The following is a 25,171-nucleotide window of genomic DNA, read 5'->3' on the forward strand; positions in this document are numbered from 1 at the left end:
GTGCCGCCGTCAGCGCATCGTCTACTTGGCGGGGTAGGTGTAGAAGCCCTCGCCAGAGTTGACGCCAAGCTTGCCTTTGTCGATGTAGTTCTCCTTGATGTACGCGGCGAATGCCTGCTGCTTCGGGCCGCCGACGGAGGAGATGTTGTACGCAGTGGTGAGGCCGACGACGTCGAAGATCTCGAATGGGCCAAACGGCGCACCCGTTCCGATGCGCCAGGTCTTGTCGATCATCTCCGGCTCGGCGATGCCGTCGATGAGCAGGTCACTGGCGGCGTTCAACAGTGGGACGAGAAGGGAGTTCAGCAGGTAACCGGCCTTCTCCTTCTTGATCTCGATGGGAACCATTCCGATTTCGCCGGCGAACTCGGCAACCGCCGCGTAGGCGGCGGGGTCGGTCTTCTCTGTGCCCATCACCTCGGCGGTGTTGAAGATCCAGACCTTGTTGGCGAAGTGCAGGGCCAGGAACTTGTCGGGGCGCCCGGTGAACTCCATCAGGTCACTCGGCAACAGCGTCGACGAGTTCGTGGCGAAGATCGTCTTCTCAGGGGCGAGGGCGCCCAGCTTCGTGTAGGTGTCCTTCTTGATGTCGATGTTCTCTGGAATTGCTTCGATCACGAGGTCGGCGTCCTTCACCGCGTCGGCGAGGTCGGCGCTGAATGTGATGCGGGCAATGGCGGCATCCGCTTTGCCATCTGCAGCGCCGGCTACCTGTTCCTTGTAGGTGGCAGCGAGTTCGAGCGAGCGGGCCTTCGCCTTGGCCAGCGCGTCGTCGTTGATGTCATACGCGACAACGGGGAATCCGTTGTATGCGGTCTGGTATGCGATCTGCATGCCAAGGACGCCTGTCCCTAGTACCGTGATGTTCTTCAGCGATCCCATGTGGTTCATTCCTTTTCTTCGCTCGTCACGAGTGGTGACTGTTTCGGTGCGTGCTCTTGTGGAGCAACGGCGAGAGCGCGATTGAATCGCGCAAGTGCTTCTGCGAAGGCCCCGACATCGGCATCTGCCCACTCAGAGAGACGCGTGTCGACACCCACCTGGAGCGAATCGATGGCGGCGTTGTAGTGCTTCCGGCCTTCAACGCTGAGTTCGAGCGGCCTCCCGCGGCCCGCGGCACTCCCCTGTTCGATGACCAGGCCTAAGCGGATGAGACCGCTCAGCTGGCGCGACACCGTTGAGCGGTTGAGCGCGAATTCGGCCGCGATGTCGGTGGAGCGGCAGCCGGGGTTGATCGCGATGTGCATGAGTATCGACTGCTCGGCCAGCGAAATCCTGGCGTCAAACGATCGGACGTCAGCCACACCGCGCCGGGAGATCAAGACCAGCTCGTGCACGATCTCTGCGGCGGCCGCCGTGCGTGCGGAGGCGTCGGAACTGCTTTGTTGCATAATGCAACGATATGCCTCGGCTGCACAATTTTCAAATTGCCTCGGCTTGATTTCACGGCCTTCCTGAGCGGATGCCTGTGGTGCGAAATTCGCTGGCGACTAGGCTCGAAAGAGTGGTCGCGCCGGCCACGCGTCGCAGCTAATCGAGAGCGAGGAATGATGTGGTTTCGGGGTCGTCGTCGCACAAAGGTCGTGCAGCGACCGTTCGACCTTGCCGCGCTTCCCGATCCAGAACTGGCCAGCCTCGAAGACGCAACAGAAGAGGGCCTACTGCTTGCTGAGTACGCCTGCCGCATGTCGCTGAAGAACAGCGTGGTTGTCGGCGCTCTCACCGGAACGGAGCCATACAGTGAGGCCCACTACCGTGCTGCCGCCCGCGATGTGCTGGAATCTCTCGCAGCGGAGGCTGACGGCGTGGCCGACCGCATCGAGGCGACCCGCCTGATGACCGGTGCGCTCAAGGGCGAAGCCGACCACGTGCACGACTATCGCGTAGCCGATATAGACAACCTGGAGCGCAGGGAAGAGGCCTCGCGATCCATGGCCCAGGTATTGCGCGAACGCTGCACCGACGACGAGTACCTGTCCAGGCTGGTAAGGCGAGCCAGGGACAATGCCTGGGGAGAGATCGCTGCCTCGATTGAGGCGTCACTTCTGCGCGGTTACGTGCCCCCCGCCTCCGATGACGACTATCAGCACGACCGCGACCGCCGCATCGAGCTCTTGATCAGCGAGGATCTCGCCGCCCTCGCCGCCTGACTCCTGGCCGCTTGACCCCTCACCGCTTCTTGACGACGGGCGCTCCCCCGGTCAAGATCGTGCCATGACGGCCGACTGGCATGACTTCTTCGTTGCGGCGGCCGGTGCAGGCGCAGCGCTGGCCGGGCTGATCATCGTGGCGATGTCGGTCAACATCGGACAGATCATCGCGATCCCCACGATGACCTCACGCGCCGGCGCAACCATCGGTTCGCTCGTGCTGATCGTGGTGGCGTCGGGGGCAGCGCTGATTCCCCGCCAGGCCAACCTCGCGCTCGGACTGGAAATCCTCGCCTTCGCCGCCGGCGCCGCTGCACTCTACATCGACGCAGGCTGGCGGATTATCGCGCGGCGCGGCGACTGGCCACTCGCACCAAGCGTCGTCAAGGCGATCCTCGGTCCGGTCCAGATTGCACCATTCCTGGTCGGCGGCGCGCTGCTGTCCGCTGACAATCCGGTCGGGCTTTACTGGATCGCCACCGGTGTGATCCTGGTCTTCATCGGATCAGTGGTGAACGCCTGGGTGCTTCTCGTCGAGATCCTGCGCTAGCGCGATGACTCACGCAGGGCGCGGAGCAGCGTGCTACTTGTGGGTGTTCGCTGACTTGGCAAGAGCGACGGCGCAGGCGATGATCAGCACGCCGCCGATAGCAGCGAAGGTAAGAAGAATGCCAATCAGGACACCGGCCATGAGGTTTTTGCTCCGTTCGTGGCAGAGTGCGTGCGGACCGAGTGGTCAACGCTCGCCTCAGCGCATGGTGCCAGCGTACCGCGAGAGCGGAGGGGCAGCCAGTCGGGCGGGGTGGTGAAGCAGCGCCGACGGCGCCAACGACACGCCCTGTCCGAAATTGTGTGGCCGGGAATTCCCTGATCAGGCTAGTCTCTTCGCTATGTCTGCCAATAACGGAACGGCGCGAGAATTCGTCGGGGGCTTCCTTGGTGTGATTGCAATGAGCGCGGCAGCGGGGGTCTTGGTTGCTGTGGGGGTTACTCCGGCACTCGCCGTGAGCAGCATTGCGGTCAGTAACACCATCAACGTCTTTGAGAAACTCCCCGAGTACTTAGCCATCGATGAGCTCTCCCAGAAGAGCAATATCTTCGCAACGGGCGGCGACGGGTCCCCCGTGCTGCTCGCATCGTTCTATGACCAGAATCGCGTTGAAGTCGCGTCGAGCGAGATCAGCCCCTTTGTGAAGGATGCCGCCGTCGCGGCCGAGGATCCCCGCTTCTACGAGCACGGTGGCGTCGACCTCGAAGGAACCGTCAAGGGCGCGGTCACATCGTTCGCAGGCAAGGAGCTGCGCGGTGGATCATCCATCACCCAGCAGTACGTCAAAAACGTTCTCGTGCAGAAGTGCGAGCTCATCGTCGACCAGGACAAGCTCGACGACTGCATCGAGGACGCGACCGACCCAAACCCCGGCCGCAAGATCAAGGAAATGCGCTGGGCCATCGGACTGGAAAAGAATTACTCCAAGGACGACATCCTGCGCGGTTACCTGAACATCACTGGCTACGGCGGCACCGTCTATGGCATCGAGTCCGCCGCCAACTACTACTTCAGTACGACGGCCGCGAACCTCACCCTGCCGCAGGCCGCCAGCCTCGTCGCGATCGTACAGAACCCCGCCAAGCGCCAGCTCGATAAGCCCGACAGCGAGACGAACGGTGCCGCCAACGGCTACGCCGCCAACAAGGAGCGCCGCGACTACATCCTGAAGAAGATGCTGAATTTCGGCAAGATCACCGCCGAAGACTACACAGCCGCAGTCGCCGCGCCGGTGGAACCCACGATCAAGGAGCCGAGCACCGGATGCCAGACGGCAGGCGGCAGCGCGTACTTCTGTGACTACGTCACCTATCTCCTGAAGACCGACCCCACGTTCGGGGACGACGAAGACACCCGACTCACGAACTTCCGCCGTGGCGGCTATGACGTGTACACCTCACTCGACCTCGACTTGCAGATCGCTGCAGAGGGCGCAATCCGCGACAACGTGCCGCAGACATACGACGGCTGGGATGTCGGCGCGGTCATCACGAGTGTGCAGGTGGGCACCGGACGCGTGCTCGCGATGGCTCAGAACAAGATCTACAGCCAGGACGACGAAGTGTTGGCCCTCGGACCGCAGTACGAGGCCATCAACTACAACACCGACTACAACCAGGGCAACTCCGGTGGTTTCCAGCCCGGCTCCACATACAAGGTGTTCACCCTCGCCGAATGGCTGAAGGAAGGACACACGCTCAACGAGCGCGTCGACTCCAGGCGCAAGTCCGATTGGGGAACGTTCAAGGACAGTTGCGATGGGCCGCAGAGCTACTCGGACTTCAACCCGAAGAATGACTCCAGTGAGGCCGGCGTGAACTACAGCGCCCTGGAGTCGACGATCAACTCGATCAACACTGGCTTCATCGGCATGGCCAAGCAGCTCGACCTGTGCGGCATCGGCAACACGGCCGCGGCGTTCAAGGTGCACCGCGCAGACGGAGATCCGTTGAAACACAGCGCGGGTACCGTCCTCGGCACCGAAGAGGTCGCTCCGCTGTCGATGGCTGTTGCCTTCGCGGGGATCGCCAACAATGGCACAACGTGCTCGCCGATCGCCATCGACAAGATTGTGGGCCCTGACGGCACTGAGATCGCAGTCCCAGCGTCGTCCTGTGACCAGTCAGTCGAACCTCGCATAGCTGCCGGAATGGTCTACGCAATGAAGCGAGTGTTGACCTCAGGATCTGGCACGAAGTCCTATGGGGCGACGTCTCCCCGAGTGCCCATGATCGGCAAGACCGGAACGACCGACGGGAACAAGGACACCTGGATGAGTGGCGCCAGCAGCAAGGTGGCGACAGTTGTCGGCGTGGTCAGCGTCTACGGCGATATCGACCAGCGCAACACCTACTTCGACAGCGGACAAGCTGCCACGGCCAGGCACCGGATGTGGCCCGTCGTAATGTCCGTCGCCAACGCGAAGTACGGAGGAGATGACTTCGCCGAGGCGACGTGGGATCTCATCCAGGCTCCGCAGGTGAATGTGCCAGACCTCCGCGGTAAGACGATGGCCGACGCGAAATCCGTGCTCGAAGCCGCCGGCTTCAACGTCGTGGATGGCGGAATCACCCAATCAGAGATGCCGGTGGGAACCGTGGCCAAGAGCGACCCGGCCGGTGGCACCAGCACCGGGCGCGGCTCTACCGTGACCATCTTCTCGAGCGACGGCGTCAAGATCGTGGTGCCTCCCGTTGTACCGGTTCCGGCACCTGGCCCCAACCCCGGTGGCGGCAACAACGATGGCGGTAACAATGGCGGACCGGGCAACCGTTAGGCGCTGAGACGCTGAGCGCAGACTGATCTGGGCACACAGAAAAGCAGCGAGGTGCGTGGCTCTGGGCCAACGCACCTCGCTGCAGGTGAATCTGCGTGCTACTGCTTCTTAGTACCAGCCACTTGACTGCGACTTGTCCCAGGCCGCGCACGGCGTGCCATAGCTGCCGGAGATGTAGCCAAGGCCCCACTTGATCTGCGTTGCGGGGTTGGTGGCCCAGTCAGAGCCGGCCGATGCCATCTTGCTGCCCGGCAGCGCCTGCGGGATGCCTGTGGCACCGCTCGAGGCGTTGTAGGCATTGACGTTCCAGCCTGACTCCTTGTTCCACAGGCTCACGAGGCAGCCGAACTGGTCAGCGCCCCAGCCGTACTGGGAGGCCATGAGGTCGCGGGCAATGGCCTGCGCACCCGACGGGTCAGTCGGAGCAGCCGGACGCGACGACGTCGAGGCCTTCGGAGCAGCGGATGATGACGATGACTTCGCTGCGGCGGCAGCGTCCTTCGCTGCCTTGGCAGCTGCGGCGGCTTCTGCCTTGGCAGCGGCCTCGGCCTTGGCAGCGACCTCAGCAGCGGCAGCGGCCGCTGCGGCTGACTCCGCTTCGAGGCGATCGACCTCAGCCGTTGCGGCGCGAACTTCGTCGCTCCTGGCCTCGGTCTCATCGACGAGCTCGTAGACACGGGGTGTCTCAAGCGCGGTGTAATCGGCCAGGGCGGTGACGGATTCGGTCAGCGGCGTGGCATCCGTCTTGCCCGCTGCCGCGGCGAGGACGACGTTCGCGCCGGCGATGGCGGTTGTGGCGTTGTGCGCGGCGTGCTCTGCAACGGTCTCCGTGTACGCGGTCAGCTTCGTGGCCAGAACCCGGTTGTTCTCCGAGATTGCGTTGACGGTTGCGGTGGCCTCGCGCTGCTCGGCGACCGCGGTCTGCACGCCGAATCCGGTGCTGACGATCGCGCCTGCGGCGACAATGGCGCCGGCCGTGAGCATGCGCTTACGAATGCGAAGCTGGCGGGATTCCCGCACAACAGCGCTTCTCGTGGTGGCGCTTATGGAGATGGGGCTTGTGGCAGTAGCGCTCGTGTCGGTATCGAGGACTGCGGTTTCGGGTGAGGAACGGTCAGCGCCGGGGACGCTGTTGGACGAACGGAAGCGATTTTTTAGAGAGGTAAGCATAACTTTCACAAAATGAACCGCTCGGACATGAGTCCAACGATTCGTACTAGACAATCCACGGGCGGGCTACCGCGCGGGCGAAGTTGCAATTATGCAAAGTTTTTCTGGGCGGTTTCTCACGCTTTCCTGCCAAAGTCATCAGTGCTCTGGCTTTTTTGCACCGCGGCAGCGAACATGCCCATCTGCTCGCTCGGTCGCATCGACGGAGTAGCCACGCTTCTACGGAAAACAGTAGTAAGGACTGTGCAGCTCCCCCATTCGGCGGGATGCGCGGGCCGCTGGGTCCGGAGGCTTCCCCGCGATCCGCTAGACCTTTCTGACGAATCCTGACTTCAGCTGCATCGCTCCGATGCCGTCGATCTTGCATTCGATGTCGTGATCTCCAACACCGTTGATCAGGCGAATGTTGCGCACTTTGGTACCGACCTTGACAACGGTGGAGCTGCCCTTGACCTTGAGGTCCTTGATAACGGTGACGGTATCGCCGTCGGCGAGAACGCTGCCGGAGGCATCCGTGATGACGAACTCGTCCACCACGTCGTCGACCTGCTCCGTGGGGACGTTCTCCCACTCGTGGGCGCAGAGCGGGCAGACCAGCAGGGCACCCATCTCGTAGGTCAGGTCACTGGAGCATGCTGGGCAGGGCGGGAGGGTCTCGTTCACCTTCCAACCGTAGTGGGCCACCACACAGGCAGGCCTTCGCGTTCGCAGCGTGGTGGGGCAACTCCCCCTGGCTCCTGCTTGGCGCCTACGGGGCAAGCCGCGGTGCCTCGGCGATGCCGAACTCGTCGTGCAGCGCTATGAGTGCGGCGAACCAGCCGTTCATTCCCTGCACGGCAGGGCCAGGCGGTGTCGACGCCGAACACAGGTAGACCCCGGGAGCCGGCGTCTTCCACGGTTTCGGCGACACCACCGGACGCTTCACGAGCTGCCGCAGTGTGACGGCTCCCCCCAGGATGTCGCCACCCACGAAGTTCGGATCATGCTCGGCCATGGCGAGTGCCGACCGCGAGGACGAGCCCACGATCGTGTCCCTGAACCCGGGGGCGAATTGCTCAACGCGGCGGATGATCGTCTCTGTCATGTCCACGTCTGAGTAGGCGGGCACGTACGCGTACGTCCAAAGCACCTGGTGACCGGCCGGCGCCCGTGAGTCATCGAGGATGCTGGGCTGCGTGACCAGGACGAACGGATGCCGCGCGTGCTGCCCCCGAAATACCACCCGTGTCGCCTCGGTCAGCTCTGGCCGGTCCCCGCCCAGGTGCACAGTCGGGGCGAGTGCGACCTCCGGGTTCGCCCACGGCACAGGGCCATTCAGCGCGAAGTCGACCTTCGCAACCCCGCTGCCGTAGCGGTAGCGGCCAAGCGCGCGTCGATAGCGCTCCGGAAGGGCTGCACCGGCAAAGCTGGCCAAGAAGCGTGGTGAGGTGTCGAGCATGGTCACCCGCGCGGGTTCGAGATCGGCCGGCGAGCGAATCTCTCGGTCGAGTTCGATCTGTCCCCCGTGCGCCAGCACGTCTGCAACCAGCGCGTCTGCAATCATCTGCGAACCACCGCGGGGATAACCCCAACCTGCTGCATGGCCAAGCACGGCCAGCAACAGTCCGGCGCCCGCCGTGCCAAGCGACGGCTGGGGTCCCCCGGCGTGGGCGGCGGCACCGGCGAACAGGGCAGGGGCATCCGCGCGGCGAAAACGCAGACGCCACAGCTCTGAGCCCTGCTCGAGGGTGCGGAGGCCGTACTCGATAGCGGCGAGCGGGACATCCGGCCACTGCAACAGCTGGGAGCCTGTGAACGAGAGGACGCCCTCAAGACGGCCGAGGAGCGGCTCGATCAAATGCCTCCATGCCGGACCATCAACGCCAAGACGTTCCACCGTGCGATCAAGGTCACGATAGGCGATGGCGGCATGCCCTGCCGTGAGCGGATGCGCGTACGACACGTCTGGGATGATGAACTCCACGCGCTCGGTCAGACCCCATTCCCGAAAGAAGGGCGATGCGAGCGCCGCTGGGTGCACCGCAGAACACACGTCATGCCGGTAGCCAGGCAGCGTCAGCTCAGCCGTGCGCAGGCCGCCGCCGGCCAGCCCCGCACGCTCGCTCATGTGTACAGAGAGCCCAGCGCGGGCGAACACGACGGCAGCCGCCAGCCCGTTCGGCCCCGTTCCCACAATGTTCACGTCAGGCATGCGGTCGCTCTCCCAATCCGACGGGTCCGGCCAGGTCACCCATTTCGATGCGCACCCACCACTCTGCCGTTCTACGCCGCTCCGCCCTGGTTGAGAAGCGGTAGAGGTAGATGCGGGCACGCAGCCATTGCGGAGGGGCGCTGGGGAACGGATTGACGCGCATCAGCTTCAGCGTGCGCCTGTCACCCTCCAGCAACCGCACCATGAACACCTCGAACCAGCGGGTGTCCGGCGACCCGAGGGCCAGAAACCACATCAGCCAGTCGAGCCGCAGGTGGTACGGCGCGAACTGCCGCGGCCGGTATGCGAGCTCCCCCGGTTTGCCCTTGAACTGGTACTCGCGCCAGTCGGCATCCGCTTCGGGGATATCAGCGTCGCTGCCCTCGACGATCACCTCGAACCGATCCCTGGTCACCGTGCCGAATGCGCCGTACGCATTGACGAGGTGATAGCGGTTGAAGCTCGCATTCATGAGTTGGTGGTGGCTGAACAGGTTGCGAAGCGGACGGTAGCTCAGCACAAGGAGGAACACGGTTGCCGCGAGCACCAGCAGCGTGAACCAGAGCGGCGAGGTCTGCCCAGCGGTGCCCGGCTCCGGCAGGAACGGCAGGACGAAGCGCAGCGACTCGTCATCGACGGCGCAGAAGGCCAGCACGATGGTGATCCAGTTCAGCCAGGCGAAGTTGCCAGTGAACACCAGCCACAGCTGGGTGAGGATGATGATCGCGGCCGCAACGGATGCCACGGGCTGCGGCGCAAACAGGAAGAACGGCACGACGAGCTGCGCGAAGTGGCTGCCGACGACTTCGGTGCGGTGAAACCATTTCGGCGCATGGTGCACGAACCAGCTGACCGGATTCGGCATCGGCTGCGTCTCGTGATGGTAGTAGAGCGCTGTCAGGTCGCGCCACTCGCTGCCACCGCGGATCTTGATCATGCCGGCCCCGAACTCCAGCCGGAACACCAGCCAGCGCAGGAAGACCAGAATCGCCAGCGGAGGCACCACCTCGTTCGAGCCGAGGAACGCCACCACGAACCCCGCTTCGAGCAGCAGGCTTTCCCAGCCGAACGAATAGAAGGTCTGCCCAACGTTCACGATCGACAGGTATCCGGCCCAGAGCAGCAGGAAGACCAGCAGCGGCAGCCACGGAGGGCCGAGTTGCGGCAGACCGATCACAACGGATGCCGACAGCACGATTCCGCACCAGGCCAGCGTCAGCAGCATCCGGTCGCTGTATCGCCAGTGGAACAGGCTCGGCGATTGTCGATAGCGGATGCGCGCCACGAACCGCGGCACCGGAAGCAGGCCGTGCTCGCCGAGCAGGGCAGGGAATTGGTTCACTGCAGAGATGAAGGCGATGAGGTAGCACGCGCCTATCCCCCGCTGCAGGATCTCCCGAGCGTATTCGTAACTGCCCCCGAACCAGTCCATCTCGCAGCCAACGTTAGGCCGCTGTCACGGGGCGTCAATGGTCGCGCACGTAGGTTGCGAGACGGCCCTGGCGGGCGCCCTCAACCACCGGAACCCCTGCCTCCGTTGGTTGAGGAAGGCCGCTCGCGGCCGCCTCGAAACCTCGTGAGGCGATATCGAAGCCGACGTGCGGCGGTTTCGAGACGCGGCCTCGTTCCTCGGTCGCTCCTCAACCAGCGAGGTGGTGACTACTAGGCGGGCACCGGTACTGGGGTCGACAGCGGCGTGATATACGAGTAGCCGGTGGCGTTGTTCTTGGTCATCGAGAGCACGAGGTCCATGTATGGCTCCAGCGCCGTCACCTTGTCGAGGGGCGAGCCGACGATGAGCTGGAATCCGAGACCCTTCCAGGCGGCAACCGAGCGCCCGGCGAACTCGGAGTCCGACTTCACGAATCCCTCGTCGAGGAATACCGGTGCGAACCGGGGGCGTGTGCGGCTCTCGTCGCCGAGCTGGAAGCGCAGTGCTGCTCCGACGACGAATGCGACGAGCTCCTGGGTCTCTCCACCGCTCTTGCCGCCGAGCGAGGAGTACGTGCTGATCTCCTGGCCGTCGAGCGTGGTGCGCACCGCGGTGATCTCCACGTGCTTCCGCACATCGAGCAGCGCCTCGCGGGTCAGCGATGGCTTGGACTCGTCTTCTGGCTTCCGGATCTGGCCCATGAACTGCTGCAGGCGCCGGAATCGGTTCTCGGTCTCGTCATCGGTGAGGTTGTCGGTTGATCCGTTGGAGAGCGCCTTGAGTTCTGCGCGGAATTTCACCGAGTCGTCGCGGTGCAGGCGCCGCAGCGAGATCTGCAGGCGATCGTGCCCGGCTCCGAACGGCAGCGACGACAGGATCTCGTTAATGGGACGCAGCCGGTCTTCGATCTCCTCGATCGAGGTGTTGAATGCTCCGGTAAGTGGAACGAGGTCCTGGCCGCTCCATGTTGCCAGCCGGCGCTTCCACTCCTGGCGGCGTTCATGCAAGCCGAGCGTGAGGACGGAGTCGAGGATGTCGCGGTAGCTGGTGTACGACTCCATCGACACCCCGATATTCGGGTCTGGCCAGCGGCTCTGGAAGGCCTCAAAGATTCCGATGAGTGCGTCGCGTGCACTCGTTGCGCTTTCCCTGTCGCTCGCAGACTGCTCGATGAGTCGCTCCCGCAACCGGCGCACACCGGCGTCGAACGCGGTGAGGTCTGTCGGGTCGCCCACTGCAGCGAACTGCGCGTCGAGGTGAGAGGCCTGCTCCTCGGAGAGCGTCACCGTCTGGTCGCGCTCAATGCGCTCCAGCTGGGTGGTGACCTCGTCTTCGCGGTCGACGATTGCCGCCTGCTCTGCCGCGAGGTGCTGGGCATCGCGATCCGCCGCGAACTTCTGCAGCTGGGCGGCCTCGAGCTCGGCGCTCAGCCGCTCTTCGTCATCCTTCAGGGTGCGCAACACGTCGCTGGTGGCGAGCACGCGCTGGTGTTCAGCGTGCTTCTGGGCGACCCTGGCCTCTGCGGCAGCTACGTCGATCGACGCCCATGCGGTGTCGACGAGGAACTGGCTGGCATCCTTCTCTGCGCGCAGCGCTGCCAGCGCTGTCCCGAGCGAGGACACCTCTGCGGCCAGCGCAGCGGCCTTCGCGGTGAGGCGCTCCAGCTCGCTATCGATCTCTGCCTGGCGCACGGCACTGGAGTATCCGATGATCGGCTTCTGGTCTTTGTTGACGCCGTGGGCGCCACGGTTGCCGTTGCGGGTCTGGCCGCTCACGGTCACACGCGGTCCGTCGCCCTGCAGCGCGGCCGGTGACTCGACGCACAGCGCATCGAGCGAGGCAGACTGCACCCGCCGCTGCACCCAGGGGGAAAACGGCGAGTCTTTGAAGACCAGCTTCCCAGACACATAGCGAGTGTCGCTCGGGCCTCCTGCTGACGACCCGGCCAGCGCGCCGAGGGACACGCCCTCAAAGTGAATCCGCACCGGGAGGTGCAGCGGATCGATCGCCTGGCTGAGCGCGGCGAGGCGGGTCTCGTCGACGAGCACCACACGGGCAACGGATGCCAGGCTCACCTCCGCGGCCTGCCGCCACACTTCTTCGCCCGGCGCGATGTCGATGAGTTCGGCGAGGAATGGCAGCTCGTCTGCGGTCATGCCCGCGGCTTCAGCAATCAGCAACCGCGCGTTGTGCAGGTGCTGGGGAACCAGGCTCTCGCGGCCGCTGAGGAACGTGCGTTCCTGCTTGAGGACGCGAATCTGGTCTTCGATCGGATAGGCATCCCGCAGCAGGGCTGCGCGCGACTCGTCGAGGGCGCGCTCGTTCGCGGCGAACCCGGCGAGTGACCCGGCGGCCGCTGTCTGCGCAGCGGTGAAGTCGTCGCGAGTCTCGATCGCGGCGGCCAGCAGCTCGATCCGCTCGTCGAATCGAGCGCGCTCCCTCGCCAGTTCATCGCGTTTGTCAGTCAGCTGGGCGAGCTCGCCCTGCAGGCCGGCCAGCACGTCGCCGCCGTTGTCCCGCTGGCGTGACTGACTCTCCGCAACACGTGCCTTGAGGTCCTTCTCAGCGTTCCTGGCTCGGGTGAGCTCGGCCTGGACGTCCGCGCGCTGCAGCCGGTTGGCATCCGCTGCCGCAGCGAGCAGGCGCTGCTCAGCGCTCAGCTGCCACAGGAGTAATGGCGTGTCACCGGTGCGGTGCACGCCGAACGTGTCAATGAGGGCGGCCTTCGCGCTCGACGATTCGAACTCGCTGAAGAGCTCAGGCAAGCGCTCCAAGACCTTGGCCTTCTGCGCTTCTGTGACCATGGCGCCGTATGACCGCTCGAGGTCTTCGAAGTGGGCGACGGCCTTGTCTGCCGCGGCAAAGGTGGCCGGCTCCTCGAGCACCATCGACTTGTAGAGGCCGTCGACCGTCTTGACCTGCTGGCCGGCCTGGATGCGGGCCAGCAGGCGAAGTGCCTTGCTGCCGTCACCGTTCGCGCCGATACCGAGCCTGGTGTGCAGGGTCTGGGCGAATGCCGCGTAGGTGTCGAAGACATCCAGCTCAGGAAAACGCGTTTTCAGGGCGCGCTTGTCGAACTTGGAGTCGACGACGTCACCGAGGTCGCGCAGGTCGAGCGCGCCGTCAACGGTGGCCATTTTCATGGAGATGTCGGTGAACTTGTTGGTGCCGCGGGGCACGAAATACGTGCGCAGCACAGTGAACCGGCGCTGGTTGTCGTCGATGAACGTCATGGCGATGGCGCCCCAGGTCGACGAATCCGCGCCGCGCAGCACCTGGTCGTGCAGTGCGCCGGTGTCGGCCTCGCGGTTGGAGTCCGTCTTGCCCTTGAGGTAGGTCATCAGGTTGCGCTGGTCGGCGCTCCGTGCCCTGCCAGAGCCTGCGTCGTTGGATGCGCCGTTGAACGGGGTGTCTGAGGGCATCATGAGCGCCAGGTAGGCATCGAGCAGCGTGCTCTTGCCCGTACCGGATGCGCCGGACACCAGCGTCGCCGTCGATGCGAACGCGATCTCGTGGTGCCCGTGGAATCCGCCCCAGTTGACCATCTGGAAGGTCTCGGCCTTCCACTGCGTGGTGCCTTCCGTCAGGCCGTCAACGTAAAACAGCGGGGAATCGCTCATGAGGCGGGCTCCAGTTCGGGCTCAGTCGCCGCATCGGCAGGGGTGTACTCGGTACTGGTGGCAAGGCTGGCGTCAGCGCTGGCGTCAGGGCTGGTTTCAACACTCCTGTCGCTGCTGTCGCCGCTGTCGCTGCTCTCGCTGCTGGCGTTCTCGGTGACGAGCCACTCCAGCAGTTCGGCCAGGCGTTCAACGGGCAGCAGTACCTCGATGACGGGTGAGATGCGGAACCGGTCGGGGTCGCTCGTCTTCAGCAGCACGCGCGCCTTGACCAGGCTCTCGATGGCGCCGGCCGTGCGGCGGGCGTCTCCTGACCGGTCGGTGGCGTGCTCTGGGCGGAAGTGGGCAACGTTGGCCTGCAGGTTGTCGCGGTCGACGAGCACGATTTCCTGGCCGTTTGCGCGCTCACTGCGGAAACGCTGGCGCAGCAGCACGAGCAGAATCGTCTCCTCGCGCGTGTACGCGACATCGTGCAGCAGGGTCGGGAATGACTGCCCGCCCTCCGGCACCGCCTGGCGCTTGAACGCAACCTCGTAGTTGTAGTCAACGTGCAGGTCGAGGAAGAGATCGTTGAGACGCGACTTCAGCAGGGTCGTCGATTCGAGCAGGGTGCGCCAGGCCGTCGGCTGGCTGGCCGCCGAAATGTATCGGTGCTTGAGCAGCAGCACGAGCGTCTTGCGCTGCTGAACGGTGAGTCCGCCCTCGTCGCCCTCGAACAGCGAGAAGCTCTCCGTGCCCTCGTCCAGTTCGGTGATATCCGTCTCGTTCTCAGCGTCGGAGAAGTTGTTCGTTCCGGCGTCCTGCCACTCGTCAGTCAATGTTCGTTCCGTAGTCCAGGGCGGCCAGGGCCGCCGTCTCGTCGTCGTTCAACGTGATGCGCGGAACGGTGAATGTGCGCCGCGACCCATCGGGGCGCACCGCCTCGAATGTCTCCAGCAAGCCGGTGCGGTTGACCGCGTCGATCTGCGTCGCGATCTGCATCAGGCCCAGAATCTCGACGGGCCTCCGCAGGTCGGCGTCGAGCTCGTTGAAGGCGTCGCCGATCGACTCAGCGCCGCCATCGGCGAACGCGCTCACCAGTGCGTTCTGCATCTGGCGCAGCTGGGGGCCGCCCTGCTTGCGCATATCGTCGAGGCTTGGTGGCAGAGGGGCGTCGTCGGAGACATCATCGAGCGGCGGCGGCGGCGTGTGCAGGTCGGCGTCGTAGAACTTCTCCCGCAGGTGCGGGGCGTCGAGCGAGCCTGGCATCAGCTCTGCGGTGACCACAGAGCGCGGGCCGGCCGTCTCCATCCACGTCGCCAGTTCCTTGTTGATCTCACGCAACAGCAACTCAAGCTCGCGGTCTTTGACGACGTCGTGGTTCACGATGTGCTCACGAAGCGTGGTGGTCAGTCCGTTGCGCTGGGTGAGCACGTCGTCGATGCCCTTCCGAATCAGACCGACCGTCGCCATGAATGCTCGTCGTTCCGTGGCCGAGAGGGTGTCGGCGAACGGATGCAGCAGGATCGTCTCCAGGTCATTCTTGAGTTCCTGCAGCAGGGCGTCGTTCCGAAGCAGCACGAATGCGCCCTCGAAAGCGCGACCTTCAGCGGTTGACGACATGAGGGCATCCGTCTTGGAGAGGTACTCGTCGAGCACCTCGCTGATGGGCCGATCCTCGGCCCGGAAGTCGTTCACGATCTGCCGGTGCATGCCGGCCACCGATTCTTCGACCCGCTTGAAGTCGCTCGGCAGTTGACCGATGAGGTCGATGAGGTTCGCGTACCCCTCATGCATCTGCTCGTTCGATGCGGCGGCGACCTCGCCACCGTTCGCCAGTCGATCGCGCTCGCTGGAGAGTTCAGCGATCTGCTGATCGAGGCGACGGATGCGGTCCTCCCGATCAGGGTTGGCCTGCGTTGCGCGATTGCGCACCGTGTCAACGATCATGGTGAGCCGTGATTCGCTGATCAGCGCCCTGCTGCGGGACAGGCTGTCGACGAGCGAGAGCGCCTCGAGAGCATGCGAGGTGAGCGAGTACTGCTCCGCATCGTCCTCACCGGTTTCGCGGTACAGCCACTGGTCGTTCATCCACTGCACGCAGAGGGCGCGGCCATTGCCGTTCGGCGTCGAAACGCCGGCTGAACGCAGGTCGGCGAGGTAGGCATCCACTTGGATGTGCAGCCTGTCGGCCTGGACGCTGCGCCGATCGCGACTGAATGCGCTCTTGAAGACGGCAAGGACGAACGGGGCCCATTTGCGGTCGAGCAGTCGCAGCGTCGGTTTGTCGAAGGCTTCGCGCACGCGCGCTAGTTCGCCTGCAATTTCACTCAACGAGGATGCCCCTTTCCTGGACCTCATCAACCGTACCTGCCAGTGGGGGCACGGCGCGTACGCACACGACGCGCGCCAGCGACTCGTCATCCACAAGCGACCCCGGCGTAAACTTGGCCGATGCTCAGTTCTGCGACCCGAACTCTCACCGAGTGGACAGGTGCGCCGCAGGATCAGCTCGCCATCCGCACTGGATTTCTCGAGCATCTCAGCGCTGAGGGCGATGCGGCCCTCTACAAGGGACTGTTGCCTGCGCACCTCACGGCGAGCTGTTTTGTGTTCTCACCAGACCTCGAGCGCGTGCTGCTGTGCTTTCACCGTAAGGGCCAGTTCTGGGTGCAGTTCGGCGGGCACCTTGAGCGCACCGACGAGTCGCTGGCCGTGGCGGGGCTTCGCGAGGCGCGGGAGGAGAGCGGGATCGCCGCGCTCACGCTCCTCACCGAGGATGTCGTCGACGTCGACCGGCATGCCCTCGCCTCGGCCTTCGGGCTCTGCCAGGAGCACCTCGATGTCGGGTTCATCGCGATCGCCGATGATGCGTCGGCCGTGACGGTGAGCGACGAAAGCGAAGACGTGCAGTGGTGGCCGGTGGGTGCTCTCCCTGCCGCGACCCCTCCCGGGTTGGCCCGACGGATCGAACGGGCACGGCAGGCGGCGCTCAGTAGGGAGTACCGGCCGTGACCACGCTGTTCGGCGACGACCTGTTTGAGCGCCCGCGCCGCGAGCTCTCCCCCGGCGCCACCTGGGTACCCAACTGGCTGACGCTGGAACAGCAAGCGTGGACTGTTGCGCGCTTCCATGAGTGGGTGGCCGGCCCTGTGCCGATCCGATCGGCTGCCGTTCGGGGCCACGAGATGAGCGTGAAGACCGTGTGCCTCGGCTGGCATTGGCGGCCATACCAATACTCGCGGGATGCCGTCGACGTCAACGGCAACCGAGTGCTCGACTTTCCAGACTGGATGGTGCGGCTCGGCCGGAAAGCACTTGTGGCGGCATCCGGAGACCCTCATGCCGGAGACAACTACACGCCGGATACCGCGCTGGTGAACTTCTATGACAGCGACGCCCGGATGGGCATGCACCAGGACAAGGACGAGCGTTCACTCGCTCCCGTCGTGTCGCTGTCGATTGGCGACACCTGCCAATTTCGCTTCGGCAACACCGAGAGCCGCACGAAGCCGTACGAGGACATCGATCTGGCATCGGGCGACCTCTTCGTCTTCGGCGGCGCATCCAGACTCGCGTACCACGGCGTGACGCGGGTCTATCCGGGCACGGCACCGAGCGGATGCGGCCTCGAGAGCGGCCGAATCAACATCACCATGCGGGTCACGGGCCTCAGCGACTGAGCCGCGCACGACTCGCTTCATCAACCGACTCACATCCTGCTCAAACCGACTCATTTTCCTCACCGAACTCGCATCCTGCTCGACTGGCTGGAACCCTATCCTCGACAACGGAATGGGTTTCAACCCGCCGAGCGCCTAGAACGGCGGGAGACTGGTGTCCGATTCAACCGAGACCAGGACCGGGACCGGAACCAGGATCGGCGCCGAGACCGAGACCGTAGGCAGAGCGGTCGGCCCGATCTCGTTCTCAGGTTCGGTGTCGTACTTGTTGCCGGTTGGTGATGTCCAGTGGAGGATTCCGTCGTCTGCCTGGCTGACCTGCCAGCCGATTTCGTGTTTGTCGCGGTGGTTCTTCGCGCAGAGGCAGGCCATATTCGTCAGCCTCGTCTCACCCTGCTGACCGTTCTCCGTGAACGGCACCGTGTGATCGAAATCGCTCTGCCTGGCCGCCCGGTTGCAGCCGGGGAACCGGCAGGTGCCGTCCCGTAGCTGCAACACCGTGCGGAGATCGGCCGGTGGCCGGTAGCGATCCCGCCCCACGGACAGGAACGCTCCGGTCTCGGGGTGGGTGAGGATGCGGAGGAAGCTCGTCGCGTCGCCGACGAGTTCTTTGGCGGTGTCGAGGTCGATCGGCCCGTAGCCTTCCAACACGGCGGGTTCGTCGCTGCGACCGAGGAGCGTCAAGGCCGGAACCAGGATGACGACATCAGCTTTGATGCCGCGGCTGCCGCCACCCGTCACCGAGCCTGAGATGCCATCACCGCCACTACTACCGCTGCCGCCACCGTTACCGTTGCCCGCGTCGAGGACCAGGTCAACGAACACATCAGCCTTCAACTGCGTCAGCGTGCGGGACTCATCCGAACCCTGCAGGCTCATCGCGAAGTTCGTGATCCGGCTCACGATTGCCTGTCCTTTCGCTGCCGGAAGGAATGCGCTGACCCAGCACATGCCGTCTTTGGCGGGTTCGAAGAACACCGCCCGGTCCGCGACGCTGCGCTCATGCCGAGCGGTGATCGATTCCGCGTCGAGCCGTTCCCGCACCTTTCGGGTCTTCTGGGCGAACTTCGCCACGGTGAGCCGACCCGCATCCGGCAACACCGCCGCCTCAAGGGCAGCCGTGTTCTCCGGGGACAGCCCGATGCTCTGGTCGACGAGGGTGGTGGCGTGCCGATAGCTAATGTCCCCGGTCTGCAACACGGCCAAGGTGGTGGGCAGCTGGTGCACGAGGATCTTGCTGACGGCGATCGTCGTTTCCATGGTGCGCTCTGGCACTCGGAATGCGCAGGCCAGTTCGGTGACGAGCAGTCGCTCGTTCGCCCAGGCCTGTTCCGCCTGGGGCACGGTGACCGGGGCGGTGGTCATGGACTCGCTGGTCAGGCGGGCCCGGTCGATCGCGACGGCCTCTGCCGCGGCGATCGTCGCGAGGCTCCGATGTAATCGGGCGGCCTCCTCGACTTCTATGCCGAGTTGTTTCATGAGGGGGTTCATACCCTGAATTATCCTCGGCACCACCGACATTCTTATGGGTCAGAAATATGCCCTGATCTGGGTATTTCACTGTGGATAACTGCCGCGAGGGGCGGCCTGTTGAGGAGCCTCTCTGGCGCCGGCTGAGAGGTCTCGAGACGCTCGCTGGCGCTCGCTCCTCGACCAGCGGGGGTGGGTTCAGATCGGTCGGTCGGGTGGGGGAAAGCTCGACGTGCGGGGAGGTTCTCTGGGCGCGGGAGGTCTCGAGACGCTCGCTGGCGCTCGCTCCTCGACCACCGGGGGTGGGTTCAAGCGGAGAAAATGTGACACGCCGCGCGCAGGTGCCGGTTGCACCCGGCGTGTCGCAAAGACTCCGCCCGAAGTGACATCGGGCGGACTCTTCCACCAGCGGGGCGCACGATAGCGTTGCCCGATATGAATGACTCCCCCATCTCGATCAGGCCGTTCGTCGCTGCCGACGGCGCTGCGACGCTCGGTGTCTTCCTGCGCGCGATCAGGGTGTCGGCCTCTGAGCACTACGACGCGCAGCAGATCGCGGCGTGGGCCTCTGACGACATCGATCAGGTCGTCTGGACGACGAGGCGGTCAGCCTCGAACACCTGGGTCGCTGAGCGAGCAGGATCGGTCATCGGTTTCACCGATATCGACAACGCCGGGCATATCGACATGATGTTCGTCGACCCGGATGCCGGCAGACGTGGAGTCGCCAGCGCGTTGCTTGCCCGCATGAAGTCAATTGCACACGCCAATGGGATCACCACCCTCACCGTCGAAGCGAGCGTCACAGCGCGCCCCTTCTTCGAGCATCACGGCTTCGAGGTGGTGCGTGCGCAGCGCGTCGAACGTCGAGGCGCGTCCCTCACGAACTACTTCATGCGGTGGATGGCGCACTAGCCTGCCTGGCTCGCACTGGGAGGCTGGCTGGCACTGGGAGGCTGGCTGGCAGGCTGGCTGGCACTGGGAGGAGGGTCTCGAGACGCTCGCTGGCGCTCGCTCCTCGACCAGCGGGGGCGGCGAGCGCCGCGGCCTGTTCCGGTACGCGGCACAGTTGTAACGTTGATTGGGGCGGCACAGACAGCAGCAGTACGCAGACAGCAGCAGCACGCGGGCCCGCATCCGCTTGCAGGCGATCGAGCGCACGCCATCCGAAAGGACGAGTACATGGCCACGGAACTCGTACTCCTCGGTACCGCCGGCGGACCAGTCCCCATTCCGCACAGGGCTGGCACATCCTCAGCGCTCGTCGTTGATGGCGTCGTCTATGTCGTTGACTGCGGCCGCGGCTCCCCCACCCGCTTCGCCGAAGCCGGTCTGCACTTCACCGCCCTGGGTGGCATCTTCCTGACGCACCTGCACGTCGATCATGTGGGCGACCTCCCCGGCATGCTGCTCTACCCATGGGGCACGTCGCCAACGCCCGTGACGGTATGGGGTCCCGGCAGCCCGAAGACGCTCCCACAAGGCGAGCCGCCTTTCATCCGTCACACGCTGATGACTCCTGACCAGCCGGTGCCGGGTACGAGTGAGCTCGTCGCCGGAATCCTCGCGGCCTACAGCTATCACCTGAACGTCATGCCCCTTGATCTTCAGCTGCCTGATGCAGCCGCACTCGTGCAGGCCCACGAGATCCTGACTGATCGGCCGGACGAGCCTGCCGATGACGGATCAGAGGAAGCCCAGGTGATCCTGCAAACGGATGCCGTCACTATCAGCGCCATCACGGTGGCCCACGGTCACGCCCACCCAGCCCTGGCCTACCGTTTCGATACAGCCGGCGGCTCTGTGGTCTTCTCTGGCGACACTCGCGCTCATGGCAACCTCGTCACGCTCGCCCAGGGAGCCGACATCCTGGTGCACGAAGTAGTTGACCTCGATTTCCTGGCCGAGCACGGTACCCCTCCTGCCGGTCTCGCGTTGCTGAAGCGGTTGCACACCGACGTCAACGACATCGGCGCGATTGCGGAACGGGCGGGCGTCGCCACTGTTGTCCTCAACCACTACCTGCCTGCTATGCCAGGGACGGTCCCGGCCGACGCCTGGACCTCGCGAGCCTCCGCAGGCTTCAGCGGCAGTGTTATCGCCGGTGAAGACGGAATGCGGCTGACGCTGTAGCGCGCGTCTCGCCCGCATCTCACCCGCATCTCACCCGCATCTCACCCGCATCTCACCCGCGTCTCACCCGCGTCTCACCCGCATCTCACCCGCAGGGCGGCCCCGTACGCGCAGCACTGTGCGCACGCCACAGTGGCGTGCGCACAGCTGATTCGTTGAAGAGTCGAAAAGACGTTAGTCGGTCAGCTTGTCCTTGATGTCTTCGCCGGCCTTCTTCACTTTCGCGCTCGCCTGATCGACCTTGCCTTCAGCGACTTTGGAATCGTCATTCGTGACGTGGCCGACTGTTTCCTTGGCCTTTCCCTTCAGCTCTTCGGCCGCGTTCTTGATCTTGTCCGTTCCGCTCATGACGTGCTCCTTTTCATTTTCTTGGTTGGCCTGTTGGCCCGAGCCAGTGGTCAGAGTCCACCAGGCGGATTCAACTGGCCCAGACGCCTTGCGTTCGTGTGGCAGAGCGTCTCCGACAGCCGGTCGGCGCCGGCGATGCCCGTGTCACGCCACTTGGGGCAGGATCGCAGTGCCGGCCGCACAGGTACGACGCACGTCCTCTGCGCCGCCGTATGCACGCTCAGGAAGCATCGCAAAAACAACCACATCGTCATCGTGGAACCCGTCGCGAAGCGCTTCCCGAATCAGATCATCAGGATGCGCCGGGTACTCCATGGTCCACAAAAACGCACTCAAACGGCTGCCTGGTTTCATCGAACGACCTTTCAGTTCGCACTTGATACTCGGGGGCATGCACCATCACGAATTGTTCAACCGCGCCGGAGAATCTCACAGCGTCGGGAACCAAGCGTGGGGGCATAGCCCTTTACGACAAGAACAGTAATCGGACTCCGAGCCGAGCGTTAGGGGGTTGCCGCTTCTTGTCAGTTGAGATACAGCAACCGAGATATATCGTGTGTCTCTAAGCTGGTCTGGGCGTGTTCGACGCCGCTCACGGCAGTTCGCGCAACCAGGAAGAGCACATGCCCCACACATTCGTGAAGATCTGCGGTATCACCACGACGGATGCCGCCGAAACTGTCGCAGAGGCCGGCGCAGACGCGATCGGTTTCGTGTTCGCACCCGGCAGTGCGCGCGCGGTCAGTGCCGAGCAGGCCACGTCCCTGGTTGCCGCCGTGGCCGGCCAGCTGGAAACCGTTGGCGTCTTTCGCAACCAGCCCATCGACGAGGTGCTCAGAACCGCGAACCTGGCCGCGCTCACCACTGTCCAGCTCCACGGGGATGAACCAGACAGCGACGTCGACGTGCTGCGCTCTGCAGGGTTTCGCACGATTCGTGCGGTCTCCATCGACGCGTATCGTGCGCTGCGCTCTCGTGAAGAGAGCGGTACAACCGGCAGGACCGAAGGCGAGACAGATCCGACGCGAATCCTCATCGACGCCGTCTCCCCCGGCGGCGGAACCCTCTTCGACACGTCTGAGCTGGAGACCACGCCGCCTGCCGGCTTCTGGATCCTGGCCGGCGGCCTCACTCCAGACAACGTCGGCGCTCTCGTGAGCAGTCTGCGCCCTGGTGGGGTCGATGTGTCCAGCGGCGTTGAGTCACGCCGCGGGGTCAAAGACCTCGCACTCATCCGCGACTTCGTCCAGGCGGTCCGCTGATCGCAGCGGTGACTGCAGCGGTGACTGCAGCGGTGACGGCGACTGTGACCGCCGCGCGCTAACTCGTGAGCAGCTGGGTCAGCTCGGCATCCAGCTGGATGACGTCGGGTACAAACGAGGCCAGGGTTCCATCGATGTCGATGAGTTGGCCCCTGTCATCCTTCGCGTGACCCGGGATACTCAGCTTCACGTCGGTCTCGACACGATTCATGTGCAGCCCCTGGAGCACGGTGTGCAATTGGATAGCCGCCTTGCCGCCCCCGTGGGTTCCGTACGTGACGATCCCGCCGACCTTGCCCGCCCATTCCGCATACAGAAAATCGAGAGCGTTCTTCAGTACGGCGGGGTACCCCCAGTTGTACTGCGGGAAGACGAAGACGAACGCGTCGTACGAGTTCACCTGTGCACTCCAGGCTCTGGTGTGCTCGTGGACATAGACGCCAGTGGATGCCATCATCGGCTCGTCGAGGAATGGCAGGCCGACCTCGGCGAGATCGATGAGGTCGTAGGCGAGAGCGGTGTTCGGCTGGCTCACGCGGAGGTACCACTCGGCGATATCGACGCAAATGCGATCCGGTCGAGTGCTGCCGATAATCACCCCAGTGGATGCCGGGCTTCCAGCCACTGCATGGTCAGTCACTATGCCACTCCTCCCACACCGCGCTCTCACTACCGCGGGCAGCGGGCCCTAGCTCTCCAGCTGCGGGAGCACCTCGTCGCGCACGGTCTTTCGCAAGACCTTGCCGAGCATGGAGCGCGGCAGGTCGGCGATCTGCACGATTCGACGCGGCACCTTGTACGCGGCGACGAATTCGCGGCAGTGGTCGCGCAGTGCCTTCTCGTCGAGGGTGACATTCGGCATCAGTTCAACGGCTGCGACGACCATTTCACCACCGCGTTCAAGCGGCTTGCCGAAGACAGCGGCATCCACGACGTCGGGGTGCAGACGCAGCGCTGCCTCGACCTCAGAGGGCGACACATTGAAGCCGCCCGTGATGATGAGTTCCTTCGCACGGTCGACGATCGTCGTGAAGCCGTCTTCGTCGACCGTCACGATGTCTCCCGTGCGGAGCCATCCCCCAGGCAGAAGTGTCTTCGCCGTCTCGTCAGCGTTGTTCCAGTAGCCCTGGAAAATCTGCGGCCCCTTGAGCAACAGTTCGCCTGGCTCTCCCTGCGGCACGTCGACAGTGGGGTCGTCGAGTGTGACCACTCTCATCAGGGTCGACGGGAACGGCACGCCAATCGTGCCGGTGCGACGCGTGTGATAGAACGGATTTCCCATGGCAACCGGCGACGACTCCGTCATGCCGTACCCCTCGACGAGCAGGCCGCCAGACACCGATTCCCATAGCTCGACAACGTGGTCAGGCAGGTTCATCGCACCTGAGATGCAGAACTTGCACGAGCGCAGCGAGACGCCGCGTTCCTTCGCCGCGAGCGCTGTGCGCTCATAGATGGGCGGCACGGCGCAGTACACCGTCGCCGGCGACTTCTTCATGGCGTCGAGAATGAGCTTGGGCTCGAATTTCGGGAACAGCACGAGCATGGCCTGCTTGCGGATGCCATACGTGAGATAGAGCGTCATGCCGAACGCGTGGAACATCGGCAGGATCGCATAGAAGATCTCCTTGCGATACTCGGCCCCGTGCATCCACGCCTCACCCTGCAGGGCGTTCGAGTAGAGGTTGAAGTGGGTGAGCATGGCGCCCTTGGGGTGGCCCGTCGTTCCCGACGTGTACTGGATCGCCGCCAGATCGTCCACGCTCGGACGCGGGTGCTCCGGATCGATGGGCCCGTGACTGAGCAGATCCTTCCACTGGATCGCCCCCGGGGCCGCCGCTGTCAGTGACTTCCGCGATTCGCGGAGGCTCTTCACCGGAAGGTGCATAGCGAGGCGCTTGATCGTCGGGAACGCGTCGAGAAGGTTCACCGCGACGACGTGGTCAATTCTGATATCGCCGGGGAATGCACGAACGGATGCCGCAGCCTTGTCCCATGCGATGACCACGCGGGCCTGGTGGTCCTCAAACTGGTGACGCAGCTCCCGCGCAGTGTAGAGCGGGTTGTGCTCGACGACGACGGCTCCGAGCCGGAGCACCGCGTAGAACGCGACCACGTGTTGGGGGCAGTTCGGCAGGATGAGCGCTACCCGGTCACCGGCGCGCACGCCAAGGGCACGCAAACCTTCTGCTGCGCGATCGACCTGATCACCCAGCTCTGTATACGTCGTCCGACGGCCGAAGAACTCCAGTGCGGGGTGGTCGCCAGCCTCGGCCACTGACCGTTCCAGCATGTCAACCAGTGACTCCGTCGGCAGCTCAATATCGGCGGGGACACCCGGCTGGTAGTTCTTCAGCCAGGGCCGCTCATCTGTAATCGCCATTGTTATATCCTGCCACTTGCCGGGACG

General features: G+C 64.4%; 22 protein-coding genes. 8 read left to right on the forward strand and 14 right to left on the reverse strand.

Going from position 1 to position 25,171, the window contains the following annotated elements:
- Nucleotides 1-21: 21 nt before the first annotated feature.
- Both AC25Z0_RS07070 and AC25Z0_RS07075 read right to left on the reverse strand, forming a co-directional pair.
- A complete protein-coding gene (locus AC25Z0_RS07070; RefSeq protein WP_488132697.1) occupies nucleotides 22-882 on the reverse strand; it encodes a 3-hydroxyacyl-CoA dehydrogenase in 861 nt (286 codons plus the stop codon).
- A 5-nt stretch (nucleotides 883-887) separates the two neighbouring features.
- Nucleotides 888-1,391 carry a MarR family winged helix-turn-helix transcriptional regulator gene (locus AC25Z0_RS07075; protein WP_488132698.1) on the reverse strand — a complete coding sequence of 168 codons (504 nt, stop codon included), beginning with the start codon at nucleotides 1,389-1,391 and terminating at the stop codon, nucleotides 888-890.
- A gap of 156 nt (nucleotides 1,392-1,547) precedes the next feature.
- Here AC25Z0_RS07075 and AC25Z0_RS07080 point away from each other — a divergent pair, with 156 nt between their 5' ends.
- The 3 genes from AC25Z0_RS07080 (at nucleotide 1,548) to AC25Z0_RS07090 (ending at nucleotide 5,476) form a co-directional block, all read left to right on the forward strand.
- Nucleotides 1,548-2,150, forward strand: coding sequence for a hypothetical protein (locus AC25Z0_RS07080; RefSeq protein ID WP_488132699.1), 603 nt, complete (start codon nucleotides 1,548-1,550; stop codon nucleotides 2,148-2,150).
- A gap of 64 nt (nucleotides 2,151-2,214) precedes the next feature.
- Complete coding sequence (locus AC25Z0_RS07085; protein ID WP_488119481.1) at nucleotides 2,215-2,700, forward strand: hypothetical protein; 486 nt, start codon at nucleotides 2,215-2,217, stop codon at nucleotides 2,698-2,700.
- Between the two features lie 340 nt (nucleotides 2,701-3,040).
- Nucleotides 3,041-5,476, forward strand: coding sequence for a penicillin-binding protein (locus AC25Z0_RS07090; protein ID WP_488132700.1), 2,436 nt, complete (start codon nucleotides 3,041-3,043; stop codon nucleotides 5,474-5,476).
- A 108-nt stretch (nucleotides 5,477-5,584) separates the two neighbouring features.
- Here the strand turns inward: AC25Z0_RS07090 and AC25Z0_RS07095 are convergent, their stop codons facing one another.
- The 7 genes from AC25Z0_RS07095 to AC25Z0_RS07125 all read right to left on the reverse strand — a co-directional run bounded on the left by AC25Z0_RS07095 (nucleotide 5,585) and on the right by AC25Z0_RS07125 (nucleotide 16,199).
- The gene (locus tag AC25Z0_RS07095; RefSeq protein ID WP_488132701.1) at nucleotides 5,585-6,496 is read right to left on the reverse strand and encodes an aggregation-promoting factor C-terminal-like domain-containing protein; all 912 of its coding nucleotides are present in this window, start codon (nucleotides 6,494-6,496) and stop codon (nucleotides 5,585-5,587) included.
- 456 nt (nucleotides 6,497-6,952) lie between these two features.
- On the reverse strand, nucleotides 6,953-7,309 hold the full coding sequence (locus tag AC25Z0_RS07100; protein WP_488119484.1) for a zinc ribbon domain-containing protein YjdM: 357 nt from the start codon (nucleotides 7,307-7,309) through the stop codon (nucleotides 6,953-6,955).
- Nucleotides 7,310-7,394: 85 nt separating this feature from the next.
- The gene (locus AC25Z0_RS07105; RefSeq protein ID WP_488119485.1) at nucleotides 7,395-8,837 is read right to left on the reverse strand and encodes a phytoene desaturase family protein; all 1,443 of its coding nucleotides are present in this window, start codon (nucleotides 8,835-8,837) and stop codon (nucleotides 7,395-7,397) included.
- Nucleotides 8,830-10,269, reverse strand: a complete 1,440-nt coding sequence (locus AC25Z0_RS07110) for a lipase maturation factor family protein (protein ID WP_488119486.1) — start codon at nucleotides 10,267-10,269, stop codon at nucleotides 8,830-8,832. Before AC25Z0_RS07110 ends, AC25Z0_RS07105 begins: the two co-directional genes overlap by 8 nt.
- A gap of 230 nt (nucleotides 10,270-10,499) precedes the next feature.
- Nucleotides 10,500-13,889: an ATP-binding protein gene (locus AC25Z0_RS07115; protein ID WP_488132702.1), complete on the reverse strand. Its 3,390-nt coding sequence runs from the start codon at nucleotides 13,887-13,889 to the stop codon at nucleotides 10,500-10,502.
- A complete protein-coding gene (locus AC25Z0_RS07120; protein ID WP_488132703.1) occupies nucleotides 13,886-14,704 on the reverse strand; it encodes a DUF4194 domain-containing protein in 819 nt (272 codons plus the stop codon). Before AC25Z0_RS07120 ends, AC25Z0_RS07115 begins: the two co-directional genes overlap by 4 nt.
- Nucleotides 14,697-16,199, reverse strand: coding sequence for a DUF3375 domain-containing protein (locus AC25Z0_RS07125; protein WP_488132704.1), 1,503 nt, complete (start codon nucleotides 16,197-16,199; stop codon nucleotides 14,697-14,699). The genes AC25Z0_RS07120 and AC25Z0_RS07125 overlap by 8 nt, the downstream gene beginning before the upstream one ends.
- Before the next feature lie 120 nt (nucleotides 16,200-16,319).
- Here AC25Z0_RS07125 and AC25Z0_RS07130 point away from each other — a divergent pair, with 120 nt between their 5' ends.
- Both AC25Z0_RS07130 and AC25Z0_RS07135 read left to right on the forward strand, forming a co-directional pair.
- The gene (locus AC25Z0_RS07130; protein WP_488132705.1) at nucleotides 16,320-16,880 is read left to right on the forward strand and encodes an NUDIX hydrolase; all 561 of its coding nucleotides are present in this window, start codon (nucleotides 16,320-16,322) and stop codon (nucleotides 16,878-16,880) included.
- Entirely contained in the window at nucleotides 16,877-17,548 is a 672-nt protein-coding gene (locus AC25Z0_RS07135) for an alpha-ketoglutarate-dependent dioxygenase AlkB family protein (protein WP_488132706.1), read from the forward strand. The genes AC25Z0_RS07130 and AC25Z0_RS07135 overlap by 4 nt, the downstream gene beginning before the upstream one ends.
- Before the next feature lie 135 nt (nucleotides 17,549-17,683).
- Here AC25Z0_RS07135 and AC25Z0_RS07140 read toward each other — a convergent pair whose 3' ends face one another.
- Complete coding sequence (locus AC25Z0_RS07140; protein ID WP_488132707.1) at nucleotides 17,684-19,039, reverse strand: HNH endonuclease signature motif containing protein; 1,356 nt, start codon at nucleotides 19,037-19,039, stop codon at nucleotides 17,684-17,686.
- Between the two features lie 414 nt (nucleotides 19,040-19,453).
- Here AC25Z0_RS07140 and AC25Z0_RS07145 point away from each other — a divergent pair, with 414 nt between their 5' ends.
- Together AC25Z0_RS07145 and AC25Z0_RS07150 are read left to right on the forward strand one after the other, a co-directional pair.
- Complete coding sequence (locus tag AC25Z0_RS07145; protein ID WP_488132708.1) at nucleotides 19,454-19,933, forward strand: GNAT family N-acetyltransferase; 480 nt, start codon at nucleotides 19,454-19,456, stop codon at nucleotides 19,931-19,933.
- Nucleotides 19,934-20,200: 267 nt separating this feature from the next.
- A complete protein-coding gene (locus AC25Z0_RS07150; RefSeq protein ID WP_488132709.1) occupies nucleotides 20,201-21,151 on the forward strand; it encodes an MBL fold metallo-hydrolase in 951 nt (316 codons plus the stop codon).
- Nucleotides 21,152-21,325: 174 nt separating this feature from the next.
- Here the strand turns inward: AC25Z0_RS07150 and AC25Z0_RS07155 are convergent, their stop codons facing one another.
- Entirely contained in the window at nucleotides 21,326-21,499 is a 174-nt protein-coding gene (locus AC25Z0_RS07155) for a CsbD family protein (RefSeq protein ID WP_488121467.1), read from the reverse strand.
- A 144-nt stretch (nucleotides 21,500-21,643) separates the two neighbouring features.
- Complete coding sequence (locus tag AC25Z0_RS07160; protein ID WP_488132710.1) at nucleotides 21,644-21,835, reverse strand: DUF2795 domain-containing protein; 192 nt, start codon at nucleotides 21,833-21,835, stop codon at nucleotides 21,644-21,646.
- A gap of 287 nt (nucleotides 21,836-22,122) precedes the next feature.
- Here AC25Z0_RS07160 and AC25Z0_RS07165 point away from each other — a divergent pair, with 287 nt between their 5' ends.
- Nucleotides 22,123-22,761, forward strand: a complete 639-nt coding sequence (locus AC25Z0_RS07165) for a phosphoribosylanthranilate isomerase (protein WP_488132711.1) — start codon at nucleotides 22,123-22,125, stop codon at nucleotides 22,759-22,761.
- A gap of 58 nt (nucleotides 22,762-22,819) precedes the next feature.
- On the opposite strand, the gene AC25Z0_RS07170 is transcribed toward AC25Z0_RS07165, so the two are convergent.
- Together AC25Z0_RS07170 and AC25Z0_RS07175 are read right to left on the reverse strand one after the other, a co-directional pair.
- Nucleotides 22,820-23,401 carry an NADPH-dependent FMN reductase gene (locus AC25Z0_RS07170; protein ID WP_488121464.1) on the reverse strand — a complete coding sequence of 194 codons (582 nt, stop codon included), beginning with the start codon at nucleotides 23,399-23,401 and terminating at the stop codon, nucleotides 22,820-22,822.
- A 48-nt stretch (nucleotides 23,402-23,449) separates the two neighbouring features.
- On the reverse strand, nucleotides 23,450-25,144 hold the full coding sequence (locus AC25Z0_RS07175) for a long-chain-fatty-acid--CoA ligase (RefSeq protein WP_488132712.1): 1,695 nt from the start codon (nucleotides 25,142-25,144) through the stop codon (nucleotides 23,450-23,452).
- Between the last annotated feature and the right edge of the window lie 27 nt (nucleotides 25,145-25,171).

This window comes from Leifsonia sp. Y862 (genome assembly GCF_057669585.1).